This window comes from Duganella sp. LjRoot269 (assembly GCF_964254095.1).
Taxonomy (GTDB): Bacteria; Pseudomonadota; Gammaproteobacteria; order Burkholderiales; family Burkholderiaceae_D; genus Rugamonas; species Rugamonas hordei.
Window position 1 is genome coordinate 6,848,058 of sequence record NZ_CAXUSL020000001.1, and the last position, 21,712, is coordinate 6,869,769.

Consider the following 21,712-nt stretch of genomic DNA (forward strand, 5'->3'; position numbering starts at 1 on the left):
TTATTTGACGTCCATCAGCTCCACGTCGAAGATCAGCGCGGAATTCGGCGGGATGCCGCTGCCCGGCGACGGGCGCGAGCCGTAGGCCAGTTCCGACGGGATGATCAAGGTGCGCTTGCCGCCCACCTTCATGCCCTGGATGCCCTGGTCCCAGCCCTTGATGACGCGGCCTGCGCCCAGCACGAAGTCCAGCGGCTCGCCGCGCGGGATCGACGAGTCGAACAGCTTGCCGTGCATGCCTTTCGCCAGCGGACGATACAGCCAGCCCGAGTAGTGCATGTAGACGGTGGCGCCGGTGGTCGCTTCCTTGCCGGTGCCGACCTTGGTGTCGGTGACGATCAGCTGCTCGGCGGCCGGGCCCGGCGTGGCCGAGCCGACCACCAGCGGCGGCGGTGGCGGCGCATCGGCGGCGGTGGCCGGCGCGGCCGGGGTTTGCGCCTGGGCCACGGAGGCCGCCAGCGCGCACAGTGCAACGAATACTGAACTACGCATCATATGGTTTTCTTTCGATGGGTCTGGGACAGCGGGCTATGATAGCAAACCTGTATCGCGAACTGGATAAAACTTACATCGTCGCGGCGGCCGGTACCGCCGGTTGCACGCTCTCGGCCAGCTTGAGCAGCACCTGGCTGGCGGCCACCATGCCGAAGGTGGCGGTGACCACCATCGCCGAGCCGAAGCCGGCGCAGTTCAAACCGGTGACCCCGCCGGCGCGCTCGTCGCCGTCCACCGCGCACGCCTCGCCCGTTTCCGGGAACTTCAGCGGCTCCATCGAGAACACCGCGTCGACGTGGAACTTGGTCTTTTCGCCGCGCGGATAGCCGTACTGGCTGCGCAGCACCTTGCGCACTTTTTTCAGCAGCGGTTCCTGCTCGGTGCGCGCCAGGTCGCGCACGGCGATCTGGGTCGGATCGGTCTGGCCGCCGGCGCTGCCGATGATGATCATCGGCAGCGCGTGCTGACGGCACCAGGCGATCATCGCCGCCTTGGCCTTGACGCTGTCGATGGCGTCGACCACGTAGTCGTACCTGCCCGCGCCCAGCATCTGCTCCAGGTTGTCCGGCGTGACGAAGTCCTCGATCTGGTTGACCACGCAGAACGGATTGATCTGGGCGATGCGCTCGGCCAGCGCGCCGATCTTGGCCTGGCCGACGGTGCCGCTCAGGGCCTGGATCTGGCGGTTGATGTTGGACTCGGCGACGTTGTCCAGATCAATCAAGGTCAGCTGGCCGATGGCGCTGCGCGCCAGCGCCTCGACGATCCAGGAGCCGACGCCGCCGGTGCCGACCACGCACACGTGGGCGCCGCGGAAGCGCGCCAGCGCGCGCTCGCCATAGAGGCGGGCGATGCCGCCGAAGCGGCGCTCGAAGTCGATATCGTCGAATTGGGTGGGGGCGATGGAGTTCATAGCCGACATTTTAACGGACGCTGCCGCAAAAATTATTTTAGAATGACTTTCTACCTTAGCCAGAGCGCCCATCCCATGAGTACCTTGTTTGACACCGCCCCCGATTTCAGCCAGCCGATAGCAGTCTTGAAACATTGCCACGACAAGATACGCCAGCAGCTGGAAACGCTGCAGAAGCTGCTGGCGCATTTGCCCAAGCACGGCGCCGACGCCGAGGCGCAAAAGGCCGCGCAAGCGGTGCAGAAATATTTCAACAAGGCGGCCCACCTGCACCACGACGACGAGGAGCAGAACCTGGTGCCGATGCTGCAGGCCACCGCGCGCGGCGCCGACGCCGCGCTGCTGGCCGAGCTGGTGCCCGGCATTTTGGCCGACCACCAGCAAATGGACCAAGACTGGCATATAATTAATTCACAACTTGATCAAATTGCAAATGGGCAAAGTACCGCCTTGTCGGCGCAGGATGTCCAGCGTTTCTGCGACGCCTACGCGGCCCATATGACCAAGGAAGAAACGCACGTCGCGCCGATGGCCAAGCGCCTGTTCAGCCCGGAGCAGATGGCGCAGCTGGGCAGCGCGATGCAGGCGCGGCGCGGCATCGCCCCGGCCCTGCCGCAAAGCCAGGTGCCGGAGCAGCAACAGGTGGCGGTGGCCAACACGGTGGCCGACGGCGTGGTGCTGGCGGACCTGCGCCTCGATTACGGCCGCGCCAGTTTGACGGAACACGATGTGCTGGACGATCCGATCGCCCAGTTCGGCAAATGGTTTGAAGAAGCCCTGCGCGCCCAGGTCAATGAACCGAACGCGATGAGCGTGGCGACGGTGGATGCGGACGGCAAGCCCAGTTCGCGCATTGTGCTGATCAAGCAGTACGACCAGCGCGGCTTCACCTGGTACACCAATTACGAGAGCCAGAAAGGCCGGCAACTGCGCGCCAACCCGCACGCCGCGCTGTTATTCTTTTGGAGCGAGTTGGAACGCCAGGTGCGGATAGAAGGCAAGGTGGAGCACACCTCCGCCGAAGAGAGCGACAAGTATTTTTACAGCCGGCCGGTGAAAAGCCAGATCGCCGCGATCGCATCGCAGCAGAGCGCGCGGATCGCCAACCGGGAACAGATGGAAGCCAATTACGATGCCGCCGCCGCGGTCGGCGGCGAACATCCGGTGCGGCCGGAACACTGGGGCGGCTACCGCCTCGATCCGGTGCGCATCGAGTTCTGGCAGGGACGCCGTTCGCGTTTCCATGACCGGATCGTGTACGTCAAACAGGCAGATGGAAGCTGGGTGAAGGAACGCTTGCAGCCGTAGCACCGGCGCGCCGGGCGGGACACCAGGCCATCGCTTGCGATGGTCTTTTTGTTTCTGAACTCGGAGGTTATCTTGTTTGTACAGAACCGACTCAGCACCTGGATCTCGGGCATCCGCCAGCAAATCGCGCTGCCGCTGCGCATCGAACTGTGGAACGGCCAGCATGTCGATTTCTCCGACCAGCCGCCGCGCGTGACGATACGGCTGCCCAATGTGTCGGCGGCGCGCTACCTGCTGACGCCGTCGCTGTCCAACCTCGGCGCCGCCTATGTCGAAGGCGCGATCGAGGTCAAGGGCCGCGCGCACGACATGATCGCCATCGTCAACGCGCTGGCGCGCACCACGCTCAAGGCCGAGGGCAAGTTCGCCCGCATCGTGCGCGGCATGGCCCACAGCAAGCAGAAGGACGCGGAGGCGATCCGCTACCACTACGACGTGTCCAACGAGTTCTACGCGCAGTTCCTCGATCCCAACATGGTGTATTCCTGCGCCTATTTCGAGAACGGCGACGAGGACCTGGCCGTGGCCCAGGTCAAGAAGATCGACCACATCCTGCGCAAGATCGAGCTCAAGCCCAACCAGACGCTGCTCGACATCGGCTGCGGCTGGGGCGCGCTGGTGATACGCGCGGCGCAGCAGTACAAGGCGCGCTGCGTCGGCGTCACGCTGTCCGAAAACCAGTTCGCGCTGGCCAAGGAGCGGGTGCGGCGCGCCGGGCTGGAACACCTGGTCGAGATCCGCCTGCAGGACTACCGCGACGTGCGCGGCCAGTTCGACCGCATCACCAGCGTCGGCATGTTCGAGCACGTCGGCGTCAAGCACCTGCCCGAGTATTTCGCGGCCATCAACAGGCTGCTGGCGCCGGACGGCGTGGTGATGAACCACGGCATCACCACCACCGATCCGGACAACGGCGAAACGCCGTACGGCGGCGGCGAGTTCATTGAAAAATACGTGTTCCCGCACGGCGAACTGGCGCACGTCGGCAACGTGCTCAAGACCATGCAGCAAGGGGGGCTGGAAGTGTTCGACGTGGAGAACCTGCGCCGCCACTACGCCCGCACCTGCGCGATCTGGACCGACAATTTCGAGGCCGGGGCCGAGCGCGCGCGGGCGCTGGCGGGCGACAAGCGCTACCGGATCTGGCACGTCTACCTGGCCGGCTGCAGCTATGCCTTCGAGCAGGACTGGATCAGCCTGTACCAGATCGTCGGCCGCAAGGCGGCGCAACGCAGCGGCGCGCTGCCGTGGTCGCGCAAGCATATGTATCCGTCGGCGGCGGACAATACGAACAATGGCACCGGCGCCGGGAACTACGCGCTCGGCGGCGACGGCCTGTCGGCGTTCGCGCTGCTTCAGGACGATGGCGGCGCGGCCGTGGCGTCGACGCCGCCGGCGATCAAGGCCTTCAGCGCCTCGTAGACCTGCTCCAGCGCCGACTCCAGGCGCACGGCGGCCGATTGCCACGGCTGGCCGGCATGCAACGCCGCCGACAGCTGCTCGGCCAGCGCCACCGCGCGCGCGGCGCCGAAGTTGACCAGCACGCCCTTGAGGCTGTGCACGGCGCGCGTGCTGCGTTCGGTCTCGCCCGACGCCAGCGCCGCGCCCAGTTCCTGCCACAGCTGCGGGCCGTCCTGCAGGAACAGCGCGGCCAGTTCCAGCAGCAGTTCGGTATCGCCGTCCAGCCGCTGCAGCGCGCCGCGCCAGTCCAGCAACTGATGGCCGCTGTCGGGCTGATAGCGCTGCAGCATCTCGCGCAGCTGCTGGCTGTCGACCGGCTTGGACAGGTAGTCGTCCATGCCCGCCTCCATGCAGCGCTCGCGGTCGCCGGCCATGGCGCGCGCGGTCATCGCGATGATCGGCACATGGCCGCCCTGCGCCAGCTCGCGCAGGCGGATCTGGCGCGTGGCCGCCAAGCCATCCAGGGCCGGCATCTGCACGTCCATCAGGATCACGTCGAAGCCGCCGTACACCGCGCTGTCGAGCACGGCCAGGCCGTTGTCGACCAGGGTCACGCGGTGGCCCAGCTTTTCCAGCAGCCGCATCGCCAGCCGCTGGTTGACCGGATTGTCTTCGGCCAGCAGCACGCGCAGGCCGCCGAGCGCGGGCGCAGTGGTGGCCGCCGACACCGGCGAGTATGAAGGCAATGCGTCGCCCTCGGCGGTCAGCACGCTGGGCCCCATGTTCGCGCCCGGGGCCTGCACCGGCAGCGGCGGCAGCGGCGCCGCCTGCGTCACCCCGGTGTGCTGCAGCGGCACGGTAAAGCTGAACACGCTGCCCCGCCCCGGTTCGCTGCTGACGTCTATCCGTCCCTGCATCAGGATCACCAGCCGGCGGCAGATCGCCAATCCCAGGCCGGTGCCGCCGTACTGGCGCGTGGTGGAACCGTCGACCTGGGCAAACGCCTCGAAGATCATGTGCTGCTTTTCGGCCGGCACGCCGATGCCGGTGTCGCGCACGGCAAACGTGATGTCGCTGCGGCCGTCGTGCTCGGGACCGGCGCCCAGCGCCACCGTCACGCCGCCGTGTTCGGTGAACTTGATGGCGTTGCCGACCAGGTTCAGCAGCACCTGGCGCAACCGCCCCGGATCGCCCTTCATGATGCGCGGCAGTTCCGGCGCCAGCTCGCCGGCCAGCGCCAGCCCTTTCTGCCGGGCGCGCAAGCCCATCGCGCGCAGCGTGTCGCCCACCAGCTGGTGCAGGTCGAACGGCACTTCCTCGATCTCCAGCTTGCCCGCCTCGATCTTGGAAAAGTCGAGGATGTCGTCGACGATGTGCAGCAGGGCGTCGGCCGAGGCCTTGACCAGCCCCAGGTCGGCGCGCTGCTCGGCGTTGAGTCCGGACTCCAGCACCAGCTCGGTCATGCCGAGGATGCCGTTCATCGGCGTGCGGATTTCATGGCTCATATTGGCCAGGAATTCGCTCTTGGCGCGGCTGGCCGCCTCGGCCGATTCCACCGCGTGCTGCATGGCGGCGCGGGCGGCGCGCTGCTCGCTGATGTCGATGAAATAGCCCAGCATATAGGACAGCCCGCCGCTGTTGATCACCTTGCGGCTGACCAGCACGTCGATCGGCGGGTCGACGCTGGTCATGCGCCGTTCGCTGGTGACCAGCCGGCCGCTGCTCCACGCCTGCTCGTCCTCGCGCAAGGTGGCGGCGGCCCAGCGCGGCGAGGCGAAGTCGCCGATGGTGCGGCCGAGGATTTCCGCCCGCGAGCGCTGCGTGAATTCCTCGAAGCGGCTGTTGAAGCGCAGGAAGCGGCCGGCGCGGTCCTTGAGGAAGACGGGGATCGGCAGCTGGTCGAGGATCTGCTCGGTCAGCTCCTGCTGGTCGCGCGCGGCCCGGTCGGCCGCGGATTCGGACGGCGTGGTCAGGTCGGCGTGCAGGTCGCGCTGCAGGCCGGCCAGCTTGGCCGCGGTCTTGTCGCGCCAGGTGCCGACGTTGCCGCGCTGCTGGCGGTTTTCCTTGCGCAGCAGCGAGTTGGCCAGGCGCAGCTGGGTGGACTCGGTCTCCAGTTCGGCCAAGGTGATCAGCAGCCGTTCCAGCGCGGCCTCGTCGCCCAGGCCGAACGCCTGCCGTATCGCCCCGATCAGGCTGTCGCGGCGCAGCGCCGGCGCCGGCCAGCTAGGCGGTGGCGATTGTGGCATCGCCAGCCTGGTCGGGTTCGTCGCGGAAACGGGCGCGGATGTGCTGCACGTCGTCCCAGCGCGCCAGCAAGGCGTCGACGCAGCGCCGGTCGAAATGCGTGTTGCAGTTGTCCAACAAGTGACGGCGGGCGTCCTCCATGCTCCAGGCTTGCTTGTACGGCCGCACGCTGGTCAGCGCGTCGAACACGTCGGCCACGGCGACGATGCGGCCCACCAGCGGAATGGCCTCGCCGGCCAGGCCGCGCGGGTAGCCGTTGCCGTCCCAGCGCTCGTGGTGGGTCAGCGCGATCTCGGCCGCCAGCTGCAGCATGCGCGCCTGGCAATCCTTGAGGATGTTGTAGCCGATGCCGGCGTGCTGGCGCATCACCACCATTTCCTCGTCGTTCAGGCGACCCGGCTTGAGCAGGATGTGGTCCGGCGTGCCGACCTTGCCGATGTCGTGCATGGGCGCGGCGTTGAGGATGTCGTCTTGTTGTTCGGCAGACAGGCCCAGCTGGCCGGCGATCAGCTTCGAATAGTGGGCCATGCGCTGGATGTGGGCGCCGGTCTCGGGATCGCGGTACTCGGAGGCGCGGCACAGCAGCATGATGGTTTCCTGCTCGCGCGCGCGCAGCTCGGCGGTGGCCTTGCTGACCTCGTCCGCCAGCCAGCTGGCGCGGTGCTGCAGGCTCAAGGTGGCGCTGCGCAGCGCCAGCATGTTGCGGGTGCGGGCCAGGAACTCGACCTTGTCGATCGGCTTGATGAGGAAATCGCTGGCGCCGTTTTCCAGCGCGCGGTGGCGCACGTCGACGTCGACGCTGGCGGTCACCATCAGCACCGGCGGGCGCTGGTCGGGCGGCGCGGCCAGCGCGGCGATCAGCTCCAGCCCGTTCATGTCCGGCATCATGTAGTCGACGATCAGCAGATCGTAGGGGTTGGCGTTGCACCAGGCCAGCGCCTCGCGCGCCGACTGGAACGACATCGTGCTGACGTCCTGCAGTTTATCGACCAGCCGCGACATCAGCACCAGGTTGATATGGGTGTCGTCGACCAGTACCACCTTCATGCATGCCTCCGGGCTTAGTCGTTCTTATTATTTCAAGCAATTATTTCAAGCGATGCGTGTACGTCTTCTTGAACTTGGCCACCTTGGGCGCCACCACGAAGGCGCAATAGCCTTGCAGCGGATGCTGGCGGAAGTAGTCCTGGTGATAGTCCTCGGCCTTGTAGTAGGGCTGGGTCGGCGACAGTTCGGTGACGATGGGCGCGTCCCACACTCCCGCCATTTCGGCGATCACCTGGCGCGCCGTGGCTTCCTGCTGCGGCGACTGGTGGTAGATCACCGAGCGGTACTGGGTGCCGACGTCGTTGCCCTGGCGGTTCAGGGTGGTCGGGTCGTGGATGGTGAAGAAGATTTCCAGCAGGTCGCGGTAGCTGACGACGGCCGGATCAAAGTCCAGTTTCACCACTTCGGCATGGCCGGTGTCGCCGACGCAGACTTGCTCGTAGGTCGGGTTGGGCTGATGGCCGCCCGTGTAGCCGGACTCAACGTGGGTAACGCCCTTCACTTCCAGATACACCGCCTCGAGGCACCAGAAACAGCCTCCGCCCAGTATCGCGGTTTCGATTGTCATCACTCCCCCTGCGTAGAAGACTGCCCGGTTCTGTCCATGAGTGACTGTAACGCAAACCGGGGCAATACGCTATCGCGGGGCAAACTTTGGCATAATGTCAGAAATATACAGGCCAACCATGCACACACGTTCTCCCCGCGCCCAACAGCGCTCCTTCGATACCCCCCATTTCCGCCAGGCCCTGGGGCAGTTTGCCACCGGCGTCACCGTCATCACGACGCGGCTGGCGGACGGCACTTTCCGTGGCCTGACGGCGAGTTCCTTCAATTCGGTATCGCTGGATCCGCCGCTGGTGCTGTGGAGCCTGGCCACCTCGGCCAACAGCATGCCCATCTTCACCGGCAACTCGCATTACGTCATCAATGTGCTGTCGGCAGGCCAGGCGCACCTGGCCAAGCTGTTTTCCACGCGCGGCGTCAATCCGTGGGACAGCGTGGAATACGAACTGTCGCGCACCGGCCAGCCGATCCTGAAAGGCTCGTCGGCCTGGTTCGAATGCCACAACCGCAGCCGCTATCCCGAGGGCGACCACGTCATTTTCGTCGGCGAGGTCGAGCTGTGCGCGGTCACGCCGGCGCCGCCGCTGATTTTCCACGGCGGGCAATTCTGCAGCCTGGGCTAAAAACGGAAATTGGTGTCGCCATTTGAAAAGCCGCCCCCCGTGTGACGGCATAGAATGCTGGGCAGCATACACCACAATGAGAGACCACCATGAGCCAAGCCCGCGCCCAATTCCACTGGGATGATCCCCTGCTGCTGGACCAGCAACTGACCGACGACGAGCGCATGGTGCGCGACGCCGCTGCCGCCTATTGCCAGGACAAGCTGCAGCCGCGCATCCTCGAAGCGTTCCGCCACGAGCAGATGGACACCTCCATCTTCCGCGAAATGGGCGAACTGGGCCTGCTCGGCCCGACCATCCCGGAACAGTACGGCGGTCCCGGCCTGAACTACGTGTCCTACGGCCTGATCGCGCGTGAAGTCGAGCGCGTCGATTCCGGCTACCGCTCGATGATGAGCGTGCAGTCGTCGCTGGTGATGGTGCCCATCTACGAATTCGGCACCGAGGAACAGAAACAGAAATACCTGCCGAAACTGGCCACCGGCGAGTGGATCGGCTGCTTCGGCCTGACCGAGCCCAACCACGGCTCCGATCCCGGCTCGATGATCACCCGCGCCAAGAAGGTGGCGGGCGGCTACGCGCTGACCGGTTCCAAGATGTGGATCACCAATTCGCCGGTGGCCGACGTGTTCGTGGTCTGGGCCAAGGACGATGAAGGCGCGATCCGCGGCTTCGTGCTGGAAAAAGGCATGGCCGGCCTGAGCGCGCCCGCGATCCACGGCAAGTTCGGCCTGCGCGCCTCGGTGACCGGCGAGATCGTCATGGACAACGTGTTCTGCCCGGAAGAGAACGCCTTCCCGGACGTGCGCGGCCTGAAGGGTCCGTTCACCTGCCTGAACTCGGCGCGCTACGGCATCGCCTGGGGCGCGCTGGGCGCGGCGGAAGACTGCTGGCACACGGCGCGCCAGTACGTGCTGGACCGCTCGCAGTTCGGCCGTCCGCTGGCCGCTAACCAGCTGGTGCAGAAAAAGCTGGCCGACATGCAGACCGAAATCACGCTGGGCCTGCAGGGCTGCCTGCAGCTGGGCCGCATGAAGGATGCGGGCACGGCGGCGGTGGAAATCACCTCGATGATGAAGCGCAACTCCTGCGGCAAGTCGCTGGACGTCGCCCGCGTGGCGCGCGATATGCTGGGCGGTAACGGCATCTCGGACGAGTTCGGCATCATCCGCCACATGGTGAACCTGGAAGTGGTCAATACCTACGAAGGCACGCATGACATCCATGCGCTGATCCTGGGCCGGGCCCAGACCGGCATCCAGGCCTTCCAGTAAAGCTAAAAAAAAACCGCTGCCGAGGCAGCGGTTTCTCATTGTGCGGCCGCTTTCTAGAAGCCCTTGAAGGCATAGCCGATGCTGACGTTGACCGCCAGCGGATCCAGACGCACGTCCTGGGTCTGACCGGTCGAGTAATGCGCGGTGGTTTTCAGCTTGGTCTTGATGACCGAAGCGTCGATGAACCACTTCTCGTTGATCTTCACCGTGCCGCCGATCTGGTAGCTGGCCGCCCACTTGTCATCGAGCTTGAAGGTTGCGCCAGGGCCGCCGGTGTTCAGAATCGAGGTCAACTGGCCCGAACCACGCTCCTTCTGGAACATGGCGTAGGTGATGCCCAGGCCCACGTACGGACGGAACATCGAGTTGGCCGGCAGGAAGCGGTACTGGATAAAGGCGGTCGGCGGCAGCACTTCGGCCGTGGCCAGCTTGCCCGTGCCCTGAATGGCGCCGGCGCCTTCCAGCTCGTGCTTGTACGGCAGACCCAGATCCAGTTCGGCCGAGATGTTGTCGGTCACCATGTAGGCAACCGCAAAGCGCGGCTTGGTATCCGAACCGACGTCGGTCTTGGTGCCTGGCAGCGCCGGCGCCGAAACGTCGCCCGAGTCGACTTTAGGGGTGATCTTGTTGACGCCCAGCGTGCCCAGCCAGGTGCCCTGGGTTTGTTGTGCGGATGCAGCCGAGGCTACCGTCATCGCGGCGGCCAGCGCCAGCAGTTTTACCGTGTTCTTCATATCGTCTCCAGATTTATTGTGTTGTGAGTCCGGCAGCCGGCGCCCTCAGGCGGCGGCTGCCTGCGACGACAGAATTACAGCCAGCCCTTGACCACCAGCTTCTCGGCCACATAACGGGCCAGCAGCAGGTTGGTGAACGGCGTCGGGTGAACGTCGTCGGCGAAGGACCAGTGGCTGATATCGCCGGACTTGACGTTGCTGGCGTTGCAGACCAGCGAGCTGGCCAGCGGGTTCTTGGCAGGGGTCAGGTCGCAGGCGGTTTCCGACACGTTGGTCAGGCCGTATGGGCCGGGGTTGGTGGCCTGGTCGTGGCTGGCGGCAAACACGTCCACGATCAGCACCTTGGTTTCCGACGACAGGCCGGTGGTCAGCGCGGTGTTGAAGGCGCTGACCATGGCGTTGATCAGGGCCTGGGTCGATGCCGACTGGCCGCGGCCCGACGGCGTGGTGGCCACGTCCGGCAGGTTGTTCACGGTGACGAAGTTGGCGCCGTTGGCGACGATCTGGGTTTTCACCAGGGTGGCCAGTTCGGTGCCGGCGGTCGTCATGGCGGCGACCAGGTCGGGACCGTGGGCGGTGGCATAGTCGGCACCGGCCTTGGCGCCGGCGGCGGTCGCGTCGGTGGTGGCCTTGGCCACCATTGGACCATAGACGGCAGGCGATGCCACAGCCGAGTTGCCTGGCTGGATGGCGGCGGCGCCGATGGCGGCCTGGGTGATCGTGGTCTGGGTGCTGCCAGGACGCGCCGCTTCGGTGCCCGCGGCCAGGCCGATGGCCTGGGCGGCGGTCTGCGGGTTGGTGGCGCCGGCGGCCAGCTGGCCCACCAGGCTAGTCACATAGGCTTGGCCGCCGGCGGCGGTACCGGCCGCGGTGGCGTCGGCGCTCAGCTTGGACAGGTTGAACAGCACGTCGTTACCGCCGGCCATGACCAGCACCAGCTCGTCGCCCTTGAATTTGCCGCCGACGGCTTTCAGGTGATTCGCCACCTGGGTGACCACAGGAATGGTCAGCGCGCCCAGCGGGCTGCCGGTCAGCTTGTTGCCTGGGCCGACAGGGTTGGTCACACGGGCACCGCCCTGTGCATAGCCGTAGCAGCCGGCGTGGGCTACTTGCGGCACCGAGAAGCCTTGGGCTGCATTGCCGTCGAGGCCGGTAATCGCGGGGCATGGCGCGGCCACGCCGATTTGCGCGGCCATCAGTTCGGTCCAGTTCTTGCCGGTCAGCGTGGACACGGTGGCGGAGCTGTCGCCGTTGATCGTGAATTTGCCACCCTTCAGCGCAGCCACGGTGCCGACAGCGTAGGAGCCGACGTCGGACAGGCTATCGCCAAACGATACCTGGGCGCTGAACTTGTTCTTGAGGGTTTGGTTGCCAGGTGCTGGATCTGTACCGCCGCAGCCTGCAAGGACGGCCAAGGCCATTGCAGCGAGTGCAAATTTGGTGTGACGCATATTGTCTCCTAGGAATTTTATTTTGTGATGTGATACGAACGGCCGTGCTATTCGCAACACAACTAATATGCCAGCCTTGAGCAACGTTGTATAGAGGAGCACGCAATTGAGCGTCCTTTTTGTGGCTAAAAAGAACGTTTGCTCGGTGTCAATTTCGGCATGAAAGCGAGTCCGGCGGTATTTTCACCGCGATGGTGCGGAATCGAAGAAGTTTCTTGCCTCACGCATACAGAATGGCGCCACCAGGCCGGCATGGTAGCTGTCGGCGACGGCCTTGTTGGCATCGCTCCCGCTGCCGCCGCCGCTGATGACCGAAAGCCGCAGCAATGCCTTGGCGGCGGCGAACTCCGCGCGCGCGTTGCGGTAGTCGGTGAGCAGCGCGGAGTCGTCCAGATCCAGCACCGTCAATTGCAACGACGACATGGCTTGGGCGCGGAAATAAGCGCCGGCGGCATCGGTATTGGCGAACGGCACCACCGGGTCCTGGTTGCCGCCGCACAGGAACAGCGGCACGCTCGGCGTGTAGGTGCGCAGGTCGTTCTTCAGCAGCCACTTGCGCAGCGGCTGCGCCGGCGCGCAGGCCAGCGGCGTGCTCGAGTTGGTATTGCACGGATTGGCCTTCAGATCGGCCAGGTAGCTGTTGCGGTAGCTGGTCTTGAGCAAATGGTCGGCGCCGAAATAGGAAGCGTAGCCGGCCGCCTGCGGCAGCGAATCGGCCGCGAACAGCACGTCGTTCGGCAGCTTGCCGGCGGCGACCAGGTCGCCCAGGCCCAGGGTGCCGGGCAGCAGCGTGTCGATGCCGGTGGCGTATTTGTCTTCGTAGACGTCGTTCAGGCTGGTGTACAGGCCGGCGCCGGCGCGCTGCCCGGCGTTGATCAGCATCGGCAGGAAAGCGCTGGAACCGACCGTCGGCGCGCCGTTGAAGATGGCGTCGCCGAACTGCAGCAAGGCGTACGGGCCGGACATCGGCGCCGCCGCCGTGACCTTGAATTCGCCCGAGTATTTGGTCTGCATCGCGCGCTGCGTGGCCAGCGCCACAAAGCCGCCCTGAGAGTAACCGCTCACCATCAGCCGGCTGGACGCGGTCGCGTTGATGGCGCCGAACACGCTGCGCGCGGCGCGCAAGGCGTCGATCATGTCGTTGGCCTGCTGCTCGGCGTCGAGATAGGCGTGGTAGGCCATGGCCGAGCCGGCGTAACCGCCGTAGTTCGGCGCCACCACGATGTATCCCTGCGCCGCGAACATCGCCGCCATCAGGCGCGCCTCGGTGCCGGCCAGGTTGGCCATGTCGGTGGCTTTCGAGGCCGAGGTGCCGTGCGCGTACAGCATCACCGGACGGCCGCCCTGGCACGCCGGATCAGTGCCGGACGGCACCATGATGGCGGTGCTGGCGTCGGTGTCGGCGGCCATGCCGTCGAGCGTGTGGTATCTGACGGTGTAGGTGGTGACGGCGCAGGTCGGCGTGCCGGTGACGGCGCTGCCGTAGCTGACCGAGGCCTGCACCAGGTTTCTCATCGTGACGGGATCGACGGTGTTCAGCGTGGCGCCGGCGCTCACAGCGGCCGGCACCAGGGTGGCGCCGCCGATGACGACGCCGCGCAACTGCGTAACGGGAGGCTGGGTGACGACGGTGCCGCCGGTATGGTCGGCGGAAGAACCGCCACCGCCGCCGCACGAAGCCAACAGGACTGCCGGGAAAATCAGGGAAAGACGGGGGCCGCGCATCATCGCATCCTTGCTAGTGAATTCAAGGTCGCCGAGCGATTTTTTCGGCCGGCAACCGTTTCATCGTAGCAGGAAAGCAAACCGCAAGCACCATGATGTTGCGGTGCCCACACAGCTCATTTGTTCAACAATGACGCGATGACACCGGCCGAGCCGAATACGGATCGGCGCAGCCGGTCGTTGACACCCAGCCATTCCGGGCCTTGCGGCGGGGTTTCGACGAGAATCACGTCGGAGCCGGTCTGGTCCATATCGCGCAAGGCGGCATACAAACCGTAGGCATAGCCGGCCGGGTCGGCGGGCAACATTTGCTGCGACTGCACCAATGCCGGCAAGGCATAGCTGATGACGGCAACAGAGAGACTTTTCGATTGCAACTGAGCCACGGTGTCGGACAGTTTGGCGTGCTCAAGCATGGTGACCGGCGTGCGCGGCGCGTAGTGCGATTCCAGCGTGCCGGAGGCGCGCGGCGCGGCCTGGTCGGGCGCGGCCGGCATGGCGCCGATGACGCCGGCGATCTGCTGCGCGCTGATGTGGCCGGGACGCAGCAGCACCGGGCCGTGCGTGGCCAGGCGCGACAGGTCGACGATGGTCGACTCGATGCCGACCTGGCTGGGTCCGCCTTCGAGCACGGTGGTCAGCAAGGCGGCGCTGCAGGCGTCGTCCCCGGATTCGGTCGGGCCCTCGTCATGGTCGTCGAGGCCGAACTCGTCGCGCACGTGCTGCGCGGTGGTCGGGCTGACGTTGCCGAACTTGTTGGCCGACGGCGCGGCCACGCCGCCCTTGCCGCCCTTGAAGGCGCTCAGCAAGGCGATCGCGACCGGATGCGACGGGCAGCGGATGCCGACCGTATCCTGGCCGCCGGAGACGGCGTCGGGGATGTGGCTGGCGCGTTTCAAAATCAAGGTCAGCGGACCGGGCCAGAAGGCTTGCACCAGCTGGCGCGCTTCCCGCGGGATATCGGTGACCCAGTAGTCGAGATCGGCGCCGGGCGCGACGTGGACGATCACCGGATGGTCGTTGGGACGGCCCTTGGCTTCGTAGATGCGGGCCACGGCCGCCGGGTTCTCGGCATCCGCGCCCAGGCCGTAGACGGTCTCGGTCGGAAAGGCGACCAGGCCGCCCGCTTCCAGCACTTCCGCCGCCGCCGCAATGGCGGCCTGGTCAGCGACCGCTTTCACGGCGCGATGCCCAGGATGACGCAGGCGGCGTTCAGCTGCTGCCGCGCTTGCGCCAGGGTCGGCGCGATAAAGGTCAGATGCCCCATCTTGCGCGCGCGGCGCGGGTCGTCCTTGCCGTACAGGTGCAGGCAGGCGCCGGGCAGCGCCAGCACCTGGTCCCACGCCGGTTCGCGCGTGGCATCGGTGTCGTCGGTGAACCAGACGTCGCCGAGGATGTTGAGCATCACGGCCGGCGAATGCTGGCGCACGTCGCCCAGCGGCAGGCGCGCCATCGCGCGGACCTGCTGCGCGAACTGGCTGGTGACGCAGGCATCCATCGTGTAGTGGCCGCTGTTGTGCGGACGCGGCGCCATTTCATTGACCACCAGGCTGCCGTCGGTGAGCACGAAGAACTCGATGCACAGCACGCCGACATAACCGAGCTCGGCAACGATGGCTTGCGCCGCCCGTTGCGCCACCTTGGCGCTGGCGTCGGAAACATTCGGGCCCGGCACGGTGGTGGTGAACAGGATGCCGTCGCGGTGCACGTTCTCGGCGATCGGATAGACCACCGACTCGCCGTCCGCGCCGCGCGCCGTCAGCACCGACACTTCATAGGCCAGCGGCAGCATCTTTTCCAGCAGACAAGTGACCTTGTCCATGGACTCGAACGCGGCGCGCACGTCTTCGCGCGACTTCACGCGGACCTGGCCCTTGCCGTCGTAACCCATGCGCACGGTCTTCAGGATGCCGGGCAGCAGGTCGTCGGCGATGGCGTCGATATCCTCCTGCGAGGCGATCACCTTGTGCGGCGCCGGCAGCACGCCGGACTTGGCCGCGCAATCGACGAAGAAACGTTTTTCCGCGATGCGGTCCTGCGCCACCGACACGCCGTGCGCGTTCGGCGCGACAAATACTTTTTCGGCCAGGCGCGACAGGCTGTCGGCCGGCACGTTCTCGAATTCGGTGGTGACGGCCAGGCATTGCGCGGCCAGCGCGTCGAGGCCGGCGGCATCGCTGTAGCCGGCGTTGACGAGGCGCTGCGCGACCTGCCCTGCCGGACACTCGTCGGCAGGCTCCAGCACGGCGACCTGGTAGCCCATGCTTTGTGCGGCCTGGGCAAACATGCGGCCGAGCTGGCCGCCGCCCATCACGCCCAGCCACGCTGGCGGATTGGCGTTGGGCAGCAGTGGTGTGAACTTCGGATTACTCATTTATTCAAGCGGTAAAGTCATGGCCTTGGCGGCTGCGGTTTGCGTGGCGCGGAATGCTTCCAGCTGGTCGGCCAGCGCGTCGTCGTTGGCGGCGATCATCGCCACCGCCGTCAGCGCGGCATTGGCGGCGCCCGCTTCGCCGATGGCGAAGGTCGACACCGGCACGCCCTTCGGCATTTGCACGATGGACAGCAGCGAATCCTCGCCGCGCAGATATTTCGACGGCACCGGCACGCCCAGCACCGGCACGATGGTCATCGCGGCCACCATGCCCGGCAGGTGGGCGGCGCCGCCGGCGCCGGCGATGATGGCGCGCAGGCCGCGCGCGCGCGCGCTCTTGGCGTAGGCATACATCTCGTCCGGCATGCGGTGGGCCGAAATCACTTGCGCTTCAAACGGCACGCCGAACTGCTTGAGGATGGCGACCGCGTTCTGCATCACGTCCCAGTCCGACGACGAGCCCATGATGACGCCGACCAATGGCTTGTTCTGATCCATGTCAGGCCTTCAGTTTCTGGCCGGTCAGGCGCTCGATGGCTTCGAAATACTTGGCCTGGGTCTTGTCGATGACGTCGGCAGGCAGCGCCGGCGCCGGCGCGGTTTTGCCCCAGGTCAGCGTTTCCAGGTAGTCGCGCACGAACTGCTTGTCGAACGACGGCGGCGACATGCCCGGCTTGTACGAATCGGCCGGCCAGAAGCGCGAGGAATCGGCGGTCAGCACTTCATCCATCAGGTGCATGACGCCGTTTTCGTCCAGGCCGAATTCGAACTTGGTGTCGGCGATGATGATGCCGCGCGTGGCCGCGTAGTCGGCGGCGGCCTTGTATAGCTGGATGCTGACGTCGCGCATCTTGGCGGCCAGTTCGGCGCCGATGCGGCTTTCCATTTCGGCAAAGCTGATGTTTTCATCATGCTCGCCCAGGTCGGCCTTGGCGGCCGGCGTGAACAGCGGCTCGGGCAGCTTCTCGGCCTGTTGCAGGCCCGCCGGCAGCTTGATGCCGCAGATGCTGCCGGTGTCCTGGTAATCCTTCCAGCCCGAACCGATGATGTAGCCGCGCACCACCGCCTCGACCATGATCGGCTTCAGGCGCTTGGCGACCACGGCACGGCCCTGGACCTGCTCCACTTCCTCCGGCGCCACCACGGATTCCGGCGCCACGCCGGTCAGGTGGTTCGGCACGATGTGGCCGAGCTTCTCGAACCAGAAGTCGCTCATCTGGTTCAGCACCATGCCCTTGCCGGGAATCGGTTCATTCATGACCACGTCGAAGGCCGACAGGCGGTCGGTGGTGACGATCAGGATCTTGTCGTCGCCGACAGCGTAGTTGTCGCGGACTTTGCCGTGGCCGAGCAATGGCAGGGAGTGGATAGAGGTCTGGTAAAGGCTGTTCATAGCGGGGAATGTAATGAAAAAGCGAAAACCGGCGGTGGAGGGAGCCTCGATCGCCGGTCGAAAGAGTCAGGTTGGTCCAAAAGGACTAACCCGTTCCAAACAGAATTTTACTTCACAATCTGGGCCAGCTCGCCGGCCTTGTAGCGTTCAGCCATTTTTTCCAGCGGAATGACCTTGATTTTCGACGCCTGGCCTTCGCAGCCGAAGGACTGGAAGCGCGCGCGCACGACCAGCTCGGCGGCGGCGCGGGCCGGCTTGAGGAAGTCGCGCGGGTCGAACTTCGACGGGTTCTCGAACATGAACTTGCGCACGGCGGCGGTCATCGCCAGGCGGATGTCGGTGTCGATGTTGATCTTGCGAACGCCGTGGCGGATGCCTTCCTGGATTTCCTCGACCGGCACGCCGTAGGTTTCCTTCATGTCGCCGCCGAATTCGCGGATGATGGCCAGCAGTTCCTGCGGCACCGACGACGAGCCGTGCATCACCAGGTGGGTGTTGGGGATGCGGGCGTGGATTTCCTTGATGCGGTCGATGGCCAGGATGTCGCCGGTCGGCTTGCGGGTGAACTTGTAGGCGCCGTGCGAGGTGCCGATGGCGATCGCCAGCGCGTCGCACTGGGTGCGCTGCACGAAGTCGGCGGCCTGGGCCACGTCGGTCAGCAGCATTTCGCGGGTCATGGTGCCTTCGGCGCCGTGGCCGTCTTCCTTGTCGCCCTTCATGGTTTCCAGCGAACCGAGCACGCCCAGTTCCGCTTCCACGGTGACGCCGATGGCGTGCGAGAACTTGACCACTTCCTTCGACACTTCAACGTTGTACTCGTACGATGCGACCGACTTGCCGTCCGCTTCCAGCGAACCGTCCATCATCACCGAGGTGAAGCCGGAACGGATCGCGGCCTGGCACACGGCCGGCGACTGGCCGTGGTCCTGGTGCATGACGACCGGGATGTGCGGGTAGGCTTCGACGGCGGCGTCGATCAGGTGGCGCAGGAAAGCTTCGCCGGCATATTTGCGGGCGCCGGCCGAGGCCTGCATGATGACCGGGCTGTTCAGGGCGTCGGCGGCGGCCATGATGGCCTGCACCTGCTCCAGATTGTTGACGTTGAACGCAGGGATGCCATAGCCGTTTTCAGCGGCGTGGTCCAGCAGTTGACGCATGGATACGAGGGACATGGTAATACTCCAAACAATAAAAAAACCTGGTTGCCGGAGCCCGTCCCCCCTCGTTGTTCGAGGGGCGACCCCCCGTTCCGCGGGGGCGGCGCTACCGGACTTACTGGGTAAACTCTCCAACCTTGACGATCTTCAGCGCATTGGTGCCGCCAACCTGGCCCATCGGCTCGCCCCAGGTCACGACGATCATGTCGCCCTTCTTGACGATGCCGTACTCCACCAGCAGATCCTCGGCCTGCTTCAGCACCTGCGCGCTGCTGCCCTTCTGCTGCAGATTGTAGGCCTTCACGTTGCGGTACAGCGCCACCTTGCGCAACGTCGTGGTGCTTGGCGTCAGCGCGTAAATCGGCGTATCGATGTTGTGGCGGCTCATCCACAGCGCGGTCGAACCGGACTCGGTCAACGCCACGATCGCCTTGACCGCCAGATGGTGCGCGGTGAACAGGGCGCCGTACGCGATCGACTGGTCGATACGGGTAAAGGTCGCATTGAGGAAGTCGGCGTCGAGCTTGTTGTACTCGGACTGCTCGGCTTCCACGCAAATGGCGGCCATCATTTCCACGGTCTCGATCGGGTAGCGGCCCGAGGCGGTTTCCGCCGAGGTCATCACCGCGTCGGTGCCGTCCAGCACCGCGTTGGCCACGTCCGATACTTCGGCGCGGGTCGGCACGGCGTTGAAGATCATCGATTCCATCATCTGGGTCGCGGTGATCGCCAGCTTGTTCGACTCGCGCGCCATCTTGATCATGCGCTTCTGCAGCGCCGGCACCGCCGCGTTGCCCACTTCCACCGCCAGGTCGCCACGCGCCACCATGATACCGTCGGACGCGTCAAGGATCTCCTGCAGCACAGGGATCGCTTCGGCACGCTCGATCTTGGCGATCATCATCGGCTTGTGGCCGAACGGCTCGCCGGCGATGTTGGCCAGCTGGCGCGCCATTTCCATATCGGTTGCGCTTTTCGGGAACGAGATCGCCAGGTAATCGCACTGGAAACTCATGGCCGTCTTGATGTCTTCCATGTCCTTGGCGGTCAGCGCCGGCGCGGTCAGGCCGCCGCCCTGGCGATTGATGCCCTTGTTGTTGGACAGCTCGCCGCCGATTTTCACGGTGGTGTAAATCTCGTGGCCGACCACCTTGTCGACCACCAGCACGATCAGGCCGTCGTTCAGCAGCAGCTTGTCGTCCGGGCGCAGATCCTGCGGCAGCGCCTTGTAGTCCAGGCCGACGCGCTCCTGGTTGCCCAGTTCGCCGTTTTCGCCCCATTTGGCGTCCAGGATGAACTTGTCGCCGTTCGCAAGGTCAATCTTACCATTTTCAAACTTGCCAACGCGGATTTTAGGACCCTGCATGTCCGCCATGATCGCCACTTCGCGGCCGCATTCGGCCGCCGCTTCGCGCACCAGGCGCGCTCGGTCGATATGGTCCTGCGCCTTGCCGTGCGAGAAATTCAGGCGTACGACATCGACGCCTGCACGTATCATTTTGACCAGTACATTGAAGTCAGTGGAGGCTGGGCCGATCGTTGCGACAATTTTGGTACCACGGGACATGGAGTATTCCTTGAGCGTTGGGTCATGCGAACAGTCCCCGCGGTCGGCGGGAACCAGGAAAAGCTGCGCTGTTTGTTATGGTGAGGCCCAAAAAATGTAGCAAAGCTACAGTTTTTAGACCTTTCCCAGGCATTAACTGGATTTTACTGTTAATTTGCTACACCGCACGACCGTGCTTTTATACCTGCTATATTACTGCGCCGCAGCACGCTGGGTCAGGATCTCCACTGCCGGCAGGGTTTTACCTTCCAGGAACTCCAGGAAGGCGCCGCCGCCGGTCGAGATGTAACCGATCTGCTCGGTGATGTTGTACTTGGCGATCGCCGCCAGCGTGTCGCCACCGCCGGCGATCGAGAACGCCTTCGACGCGGCGATGGCCAGTGCCAGCGTCTTGGTGCCTTCGCCGAACTGGTCAAACTCGAACACGCCGACCGGGCCGTTCCAGACGATGGTGCCGGCCGCGCCGATCTGCGCGGCCAGGATGGCGGCCGTCTTCGGACCGATGTCCAGGATCATGTCGTCGTCCGCCACGTCGGCCACGTCCTTGACGGTGGCGGCGGCGGTGGGCGAGAACTCTTTGGCGCACACGACATCGACCGGGATCGGCACTTGCGCGCCGCGCTTGGCCATGATCTCGATGATGGCCTTGGCTTCATCGACCAGTTCGTTCTCGACCAGCGACTTGCCGATGTTCAGGCCGACGGCCTTCATGAAGGTGTTGGCGATACCGCCGCCGACGATCAGGTTGTCGACCTTGTCGGCCAGCGCCTTCAGGATCGACAGCTTGGAGGAAACCTTGGAGCCGGCGACGATGGCCAGCAGCGGACGGGCCGGGGCGCCCAGCGCCTTGCCCAGCGCGTCCAGCTCGGCGGCCAGCAGCGGACCGGCCGCGGCGACCGGCGCGAACTTGGCGATGCCGTGCGTCGAAGCCTCGGCGCGGTGGGCGGTGCCGAAGGCGTCATTGACGTAGATGTCGCACAAAGCGGCCATTTTCTGCGCCAGTTCGTCGCTGTTCTTCTTTTCGCCCTTGTTGACGCGGACGTTTTCCAGCAACACGACCTGGCCGGCCTGCAGGCCTTCGAGGCCGGCGCCGTCCACCCAGTTCTGCTTCAGCTCAACCGGCTGGCCCAGCAGCTCGGACAGGCGCTTGGCGACCGGCGCCAGGCTGTCTTCCGGCTTGAACTCGCCCTCGGTCGGACGACCCAGGTGGGACGTCACCATCACTTTGGCGCCGGCGGCGGCAGCTGCCTTGATGGCCGGAACGGAAGCGCGGATGCGCGTATCTTCGGTGATATTGCCCGCATCATCCTGCGGCACGTTCAAGTCGGCGCGGATAAAAACGCGCTTGCCTTGCAGCGCATTCTGGGCGATGAGATCTTGCAGACGGATGAAGTTCAGAACAGCGGACATGGCTACCCAAGGTCGAGTTAATGAAAGAG

At 65.3% G+C, this 21,712-nt stretch carries 19 protein-coding genes; 4 read left to right on the top strand and 15 right to left on the bottom strand.

Annotated features, from left to right (window positions below):
- Together ACSQ3S_RS30580 and tcdA are read right to left on the bottom strand one after the other, a co-directional pair.
- The gene (locus ACSQ3S_RS30580; protein WP_176652313.1) at window positions 1-495 is read right to left on the bottom strand and encodes an FKBP-type peptidyl-prolyl cis-trans isomerase; all 495 of its coding nucleotides are present in this window, start codon (window positions 493-495) and stop codon (window positions 1-3) included.
- 70 nt (window positions 496-565) lie between these two features.
- Entirely contained in the window at window positions 566-1,408 is an 843-nt protein-coding gene (gene tcdA / locus ACSQ3S_RS30585) for a tRNA cyclic N6-threonylcarbamoyladenosine(37) synthase TcdA (RefSeq protein ID WP_176652312.1), read from the bottom strand.
- A 75-nt stretch (window positions 1,409-1,483) separates the two neighbouring features.
- On the opposite strand from tcdA, the gene pdxH reads away from it, so the two are divergent.
- Together pdxH and ACSQ3S_RS30595 are read left to right on the top strand one after the other, a co-directional pair.
- A complete protein-coding gene (gene pdxH, locus ACSQ3S_RS30590; RefSeq protein WP_436144726.1) occupies window positions 1,484-2,716 on the top strand; it encodes a pyridoxamine 5'-phosphate oxidase in 1,233 nt (410 codons plus the stop codon).
- A gap of 72 nt (window positions 2,717-2,788) precedes the next feature.
- Window positions 2,789-4,138, top strand: coding sequence for a class I SAM-dependent methyltransferase (locus ACSQ3S_RS30595; protein ID WP_436144727.1), 1,350 nt, complete (start codon window positions 2,789-2,791; stop codon window positions 4,136-4,138).
- Here the strand turns inward: ACSQ3S_RS30595 and ACSQ3S_RS30600 are convergent.
- From ACSQ3S_RS30600 to msrA, 3 genes are read right to left on the bottom strand one after another with little or no spacing between them, the layout of a single operon-like run.
- On the bottom strand, window positions 4,072-6,363 hold the full coding sequence (locus ACSQ3S_RS30600) for an ATP-binding protein (protein WP_436144728.1): 2,292 nt from the start codon (window positions 6,361-6,363) through the stop codon (window positions 4,072-4,074). The two genes, ACSQ3S_RS30595 and ACSQ3S_RS30600, sit on opposite strands and share 67 nt — an antisense overlap.
- A complete protein-coding gene (locus ACSQ3S_RS30605; protein WP_436144729.1) occupies window positions 6,341-7,408 on the bottom strand; it encodes an HD domain-containing phosphohydrolase in 1,068 nt (355 codons plus the stop codon). Before ACSQ3S_RS30605 ends, ACSQ3S_RS30600 begins: the two co-directional genes overlap by 23 nt.
- Window positions 7,409-7,448: 40 nt before the next feature.
- Window positions 7,449-7,976, bottom strand: coding sequence for a peptide-methionine (S)-S-oxide reductase MsrA (gene msrA, locus ACSQ3S_RS30610; protein ID WP_436144730.1), 528 nt, complete (start codon window positions 7,974-7,976; stop codon window positions 7,449-7,451).
- A gap of 118 nt (window positions 7,977-8,094) precedes the next feature.
- Here msrA and ACSQ3S_RS30615 point away from each other — a divergent pair, with 118 nt between their 5' ends.
- Together ACSQ3S_RS30615 and ACSQ3S_RS30620 are read left to right on the top strand one after the other, a co-directional pair.
- Window positions 8,095-8,598 carry a flavin reductase family protein gene (locus ACSQ3S_RS30615; protein WP_176652307.1) on the top strand — a complete coding sequence of 168 codons (504 nt, stop codon included), beginning with the start codon at window positions 8,095-8,097 and terminating at the stop codon, window positions 8,596-8,598.
- Between the two features lie 89 nt (window positions 8,599-8,687).
- Complete coding sequence (locus ACSQ3S_RS30620) at window positions 8,688-9,872, top strand: acyl-CoA dehydrogenase (RefSeq protein ID WP_353401185.1); 1,185 nt, start codon at window positions 8,688-8,690, stop codon at window positions 9,870-9,872.
- Window positions 9,873-9,925: 53 nt separating this feature from the next.
- Here ACSQ3S_RS30620 and ACSQ3S_RS30625 read toward each other — a convergent pair whose 3' ends face one another.
- The 10 genes from ACSQ3S_RS30625 to ACSQ3S_RS30670 form a co-directional block, all read right to left on the bottom strand.
- Window positions 9,926-10,606 carry an OmpW/AlkL family protein gene (locus ACSQ3S_RS30625; RefSeq protein WP_176652305.1) on the bottom strand — a complete coding sequence of 227 codons (681 nt, stop codon included), beginning with the start codon at window positions 10,604-10,606 and terminating at the stop codon, window positions 9,926-9,928.
- A 74-nt stretch (window positions 10,607-10,680) separates the two neighbouring features.
- Window positions 10,681-12,057: an esterase gene (locus ACSQ3S_RS30630; protein ID WP_353401188.1), complete on the bottom strand. Its 1,377-nt coding sequence runs from the start codon at window positions 12,055-12,057 to the stop codon at window positions 10,681-10,683.
- Window positions 12,058-12,240: 183 nt separating this feature from the next.
- Entirely contained in the window at window positions 12,241-13,785 is a 1,545-nt protein-coding gene (locus tag ACSQ3S_RS30635) for an alpha/beta hydrolase family protein (RefSeq protein ID WP_436144731.1), read from the bottom strand.
- A 113-nt stretch (window positions 13,786-13,898) separates the two neighbouring features.
- The gene (locus ACSQ3S_RS30640; protein ID WP_436144732.1) at window positions 13,899-14,963 is read right to left on the bottom strand and encodes an L-threonylcarbamoyladenylate synthase; all 1,065 of its coding nucleotides are present in this window, start codon (window positions 14,961-14,963) and stop codon (window positions 13,899-13,901) included.
- Complete coding sequence (locus ACSQ3S_RS30645; RefSeq protein ID WP_176652301.1) at window positions 14,960-16,156, bottom strand: 5-(carboxyamino)imidazole ribonucleotide synthase; 1,197 nt, start codon at window positions 16,154-16,156, stop codon at window positions 14,960-14,962. Before ACSQ3S_RS30645 ends, ACSQ3S_RS30640 begins: the two co-directional genes overlap by 4 nt.
- A complete protein-coding gene (purE, locus tag ACSQ3S_RS30650; RefSeq protein ID WP_176652300.1) occupies window positions 16,157-16,654 on the bottom strand; it encodes a 5-(carboxyamino)imidazole ribonucleotide mutase in 498 nt (165 codons plus the stop codon).
- A gap of 1 nt (window position 16,655) precedes the next feature.
- Window positions 16,656-17,549 carry a phosphoribosylaminoimidazolesuccinocarboxamide synthase gene (locus ACSQ3S_RS30655; RefSeq protein ID WP_176652299.1) on the bottom strand — a complete coding sequence of 298 codons (894 nt, stop codon included), beginning with the start codon at window positions 17,547-17,549 and terminating at the stop codon, window positions 16,656-16,658.
- Between the two features lie 107 nt (window positions 17,550-17,656).
- Window positions 17,657-18,721 (bottom strand): class II fructose-bisphosphate aldolase, encoded by a 1,065-nt coding sequence (gene fba, locus ACSQ3S_RS30660; protein ID WP_176652298.1) that lies wholly within the window; start codon window positions 18,719-18,721, stop codon window positions 17,657-17,659.
- A 100-nt stretch (window positions 18,722-18,821) separates the two neighbouring features.
- On the bottom strand, window positions 18,822-20,273 hold the full coding sequence (gene pyk, locus ACSQ3S_RS30665; RefSeq protein WP_176652297.1) for a pyruvate kinase: 1,452 nt from the start codon (window positions 20,271-20,273) through the stop codon (window positions 18,822-18,824).
- Window positions 20,274-20,465: 192 nt separating this feature from the next.
- Window positions 20,466-21,683 (bottom strand): phosphoglycerate kinase, encoded by a 1,218-nt coding sequence (locus ACSQ3S_RS30670; protein WP_436144733.1) that lies wholly within the window; start codon window positions 21,681-21,683, stop codon window positions 20,466-20,468.
- Window positions 21,684-21,712: the final 29 nt, after the last annotated feature.